3 protein-coding genes are annotated in these 4,668 nt (G+C 36.2%); 1 reads left to right on the top strand and 2 read right to left on the bottom strand.

What is annotated here, in order from left to right:
* Positions 1–112: 112 nt before the first annotated feature.
* Both WBM70_RS02945 and WBM70_RS02950 read right to left on the bottom strand, forming a co-directional pair.
* Positions 113–1,345, bottom strand: a complete 1,233-nt coding sequence (locus WBM70_RS02945) for an LssY C-terminal domain-containing protein (protein WP_424557024.1) — start codon at positions 1,343–1,345, stop codon at positions 113–115.
* 148 nt (positions 1,346–1,493) lie between these two features.
* Positions 1,494–2,792, bottom strand: a complete 1,299-nt coding sequence (locus tag WBM70_RS02950; protein ID WP_424557025.1) for a MipA/OmpV family protein — start codon at positions 2,790–2,792, stop codon at positions 1,494–1,496.
* Positions 2,793–3,172: 380 nt separating this feature from the next.
* Between WBM70_RS02950 and WBM70_RS02955 the strand changes: the two genes are divergently transcribed.
* A partial coding sequence (locus WBM70_RS02955) for a patatin-like phospholipase family protein (RefSeq protein ID WP_424557026.1) occupies positions 3,173–4,668 on the top strand: 1,496 nt, incomplete at its 3' end.

Genomic DNA, 4,668 nt, shown 5'->3' on the forward strand with positions numbered 1-4,668 from the left:
ACATGACACATCAAAGCATGCGATCCACTTTCAAATGGGACAATCTTTTTAAACGTCATTAGGGGAAAATGAGAAGATCGATGACCTGAAAAACTTTTCTATTTTTATTATGTTACTTCATCTTTTGTGCTTGCTCCCACGGCAAATATTGAATATTTTCTATTGGCACCTTATCTTCACTAAAGATAAGTACTACCCTGTTTCCGTCAGTATAATAAGGATCCTCTGTATAGTTATATTGAGGTTTTTCACGGTCAGAGAAACCAACACCTTTAACATAACCCATAGCTTTTATATTCTGCGAAGTGATCATATCTAACGTAATGTATAGTCGTGCTTCATCAACTACCGGATCGATTTTATGGGTTACGAAGGTCTTACTTGAAAATTTTACACCAATATCGCGACTGATCTGGCCAACAAAGACTTTTTTCCCTTGGAGTGTGACGGGTGCACGCCATAGCCTCATATGATTACGCTCATCCACTGTTTTTCGAGCCTTCTGAAAAGAGATGTCCTGTGGTCGATCAAAAAGATAGAGGGGTGACACAGGGGATGTAATGTATTTTGAGCCAAATAGTGATGAGACAACTGTACGCCACATTGTGTCACTACTTACTGTCTCTGTAAGATTCCAGCCCTGATGAACTAGTGTTGCCAGTACATGTGGACCATCACCGACCATTACAAGATTAAGTGGGTCGCCTGCAGTTTTTTTATCTCCACTCAATACACAGCAGGGTAGTGCTTCCAAGTAATCACGCAAGCCTTTAAAATCAAGATCTTTAACTTCATTTGGCATATAGAGTTTATTAAAATCTACAGTCATGAAGTCTGCCTCAAAACCCGGTACAAGTTGAATAAAGTCAAAGGATCTACTCTCTTTTTCTCCAAAAAGATCAATGGTGAAAACTTTTGTATCCGGATCAAGATTTGTATAGACATAACCTGACACTGTTGTGCCTGGTGGGACAACAACAGGTATATGTCTTTGCATAAACATATCTATCATTTCATCTAAGCTCTTTGTTTTTTCGTTTGCTATTTTCACATTTACGTGACCATATGATTCTTTCTCTTCGAAGGAACGAAACATCCAAGCTACTTCAGATGGGGAGAAGTAGTCAGAATCAAGACTGAGGAGCATTAAGTTGAGCTCAATATCTTCTTTATTTTCGATCTCAATCCAAATTGGTTGAACATTTTTGTCTGCTAGAGGAAAACCAAAGCTTGTCTTTGTCTCTTCTGGACTTAATACAACTGCGGAAACCCGTACATTTCGATCACTCTGTGTTTCGGTTCGTGAAAGGTAATCTAATGATTTATTTTGAAGAGTAGGCGACACAGAGCACCCTAACAATAGCAGAAAAAAGCATGTAAGAAATAATATCTGTATAGTATTTATTATTCTATTTGGTTTCTTTAACATCATGCTCCTTCTGCAACTTTTTCAAATCATTTTTCAGTATTCATTTAAACACACTTGCACTACCTCAATAGTGCCATTGTACATACACACTATTATAGTTACTTCCCCCTTTAATACGTCCAAAACGCGATGAGGATTCAAAAATAGCAGAACGGTGATGAATACTGTATCCAAGCCATACTTCATCTAATTTTTCTCCAAAGATATCACCCAAATGAAGATCCAAAGAGAAGTCAAGATAGTTTAACAATTGACTAGATCTATATCCTTTTTCATCCATTTCAGTCTGCTCAATATAGGTGACTTCATTGATATAAGAGATACCTTCTGCCAGTCCGAAACGGACTTCCCAAGGTAGAGAGATCGTATAGTATGCTTTAATGGCAAGAACATACTCTTGCGTTACATCTTGCACATCAGAACTGTGATGAAAAACAAAACCAGGTGTTAAATAGAAATCTAATGGAAACCCAAAGATCTCATCTGTAAGAGGATAGCCATAAAATAATGACGTAAGTTGATTATTGTAAGGATCTTGTTCCGTATTTCCGGTGATAATATCACCGATGTTGGATGGCGTTGCCCAACCATGCGCTATACGCAAATAAGGGGATATATCCAGTGCTTCTTTTTTTGGTTTATTTTTCTCATTAAAAAAACCAAAACCTAAATAAAGTTCACCTTCAATATCGTCTTCAATATATGGACTTTTCTGGGCATCCTTTCCAAGGAGTCTACCTTGTGCTTTAGCCAATAAATACAAATTTGACCATACATGATATTTTACATCAACACCAATGACCGTATCGATACCTGAAGCAACATTTGCTTGATTTAATCCATAATAATAGCTATTGTACTTTGAAGTATTCCATTGTAACTGTGCATAGGGTTTGTACTCCAAAGAACCACTTTCGAAAGATGCGCTATATCTCAGGTTAGAGAATAATCTACCATGCAGATCATTCATGGCTTCAAGATCAACCCATTGATTATCTTTAAGTTTATACTGAAGCTGAAAACCAACATCATTGGTATCTGCTTGAAGTATGTTTTGATATTGCTCAGGCATATCAACAAAATGCATCCTAGTGATAGCACTAAACCGCCAACCATCTGACTCATAGAGTTTTAAACCAGACTCTAGACCATGTAAAAAAATGTAATCATTTTCAAAATAGAGCATAGGAACCAAACTGCTCACCACACTATCTTCCGTTACATAAGGGATGGAGCCTGACCTGTACACAGCACCAATCCCCCAGTTTTGTTCACTATAGGTCTTTTTATCATCTGATTGGTCAGCTAAAAGTAATTGGGTACCTAATAATACTAGAAGTGTGGCCAGAATGAAGTTTTTCATTATTGTTTCTTTTCTTTTATAGATTTATATTTAAAGTTGATAATTATACATTTATTGAAAATAAAACCTAATAAAGTTATATATTTTATAAGGTTTTGAAACAAGATTTATTTATATAATGAGAAAAAGTAGCAAGTTATCAAATACCCTTCATCAGGAAGGTTCTAATTGATAAAATATTGGCCTGTAAAAAGATTGACATCCTGATAACTAACCAGTGAAAGGCAAGCAAGAAGAATAACAGCAGAACTATTGCCCGAGTAAGGCCAAACCTTGCCAAAACATCGGATCGTTTTTAAATCATATGGCCTTTTCAGAGACGGGATATTGTAGACTTTATGTTAAAATATATAACAGAAATTACACACAAGGTATATCCCATGAATCAATTTTTGAAATTCTTGATTATTTCTTCTCTACTCACTCTTGTCCTTCATGCAGAACGTGTAAATGTTAAGGCTTCTATGGTTATCTCAGGTGGTGCCAGTCTTGGGGCATATGAAGCAGGATACAACTGGGCATTGATCAATATGCTTAAGAGGGAGAAAGCGACAAGTAAAGTTGTAGATCCGCAATTGCTTTCTGTAACAGGTGCCTCCTCAGGTTCCATCAATGCTTTACTTTCTGCAATGTACTGGTGTCAAGAAGATTCTGTTCCTTTAAGAAACACTGTTGAAGATAATCTCTTTTATGAAACATGGGTTAATCTTGGGATTCAAGACCTTGCCGTTTTGGATAAAGACCCTAGCAATAAAAGCGCACTCTTTACACATGACAGTTTAAGAAAAAAAGGTGTGAAGATCATTGAGCACCTTAAACAGCCTATCTTTAAAAAGAATTGTGAAATGCCTTTGGGGGTGACTGTCACAAGGACCACCCCGATCGTTGAGATGGTCTCTGGTATCGAGGTGAAAAATCAAAACTTTTCAGTACCTCTTACATTTAGTGTAAAAAATGGACAGGGAATTGTTGAAAATAGATCAGTTCCACCTAGTACTGCCTTCTATATTTCCATACCCGGTATAGAAAAGGACAGAAATAAACTCATCAATCTACTCTTAGCTTCGGGTGCTTTTCCTACGGCTTTTCAGCAGGTAAAATTGGATTATAGATATAAAGGGAAAGACTATTCTAATTACTTCGTGGACGGTGGTTTATATGACAATTTCCCTCTTGATCTTGCCATTGAACTTGATGACAATGCTGAATATTATTTCTTTATGGATCCGTCTAAGATGCGAAAAGAGATCGTTCAGGTAAAAAAAAATGAAAAAGAAGAGTTACCTGTTGGTTTCATTACTCCCAACATTATGCCTCTTTTTATCAGTTTTGACATCATGCTATCCATGAAACTCTATCAAGCCATCAATGATAATTTTAGAGGTACTTCTGATAAAACTTTGGTCCTTTCATCCCGCTATCACCCTATTGCAGGAAAATTTCTAGGACATTTTGCTGCATTTTTAGATATTAACTTCCGAAAGTATGACTATTATGTCGGTGTCTATGATGCTATTTACCATGTTTCAGCTACATACCTAAAGGATCATCGTTACGCAAAGACTCAAATTGAACTTATGAATTATTTAAAAACAGTCCTGGGGTTAGATAAAAACCCTGAAGCATTGGCTGCATACACGCTATTATTCAATACAGAGTTTTACCACACAAAACCAAAAACAACCGATTGTTTCTCTGCTATTTACAATGCATTTAATTTGAATAAACCTGATGCAACACGTTATGATAATGATGAATTTAAAGCCTTCCTCTCAAAACTTGATATGAAGTATCTCGAAGAGGGTGAGCATTCTTATATAAGATATGCACAGGAAGATATTGACAATTGGTATAAAAGACCTTTAAGACATATTAT

It is taken from the genome of Sulfurovum sp. (assembly GCF_049668085.1).
GTDB lineage: Bacteria > Campylobacterota > Campylobacteria > Campylobacterales > Sulfurovaceae > Sulfurovum.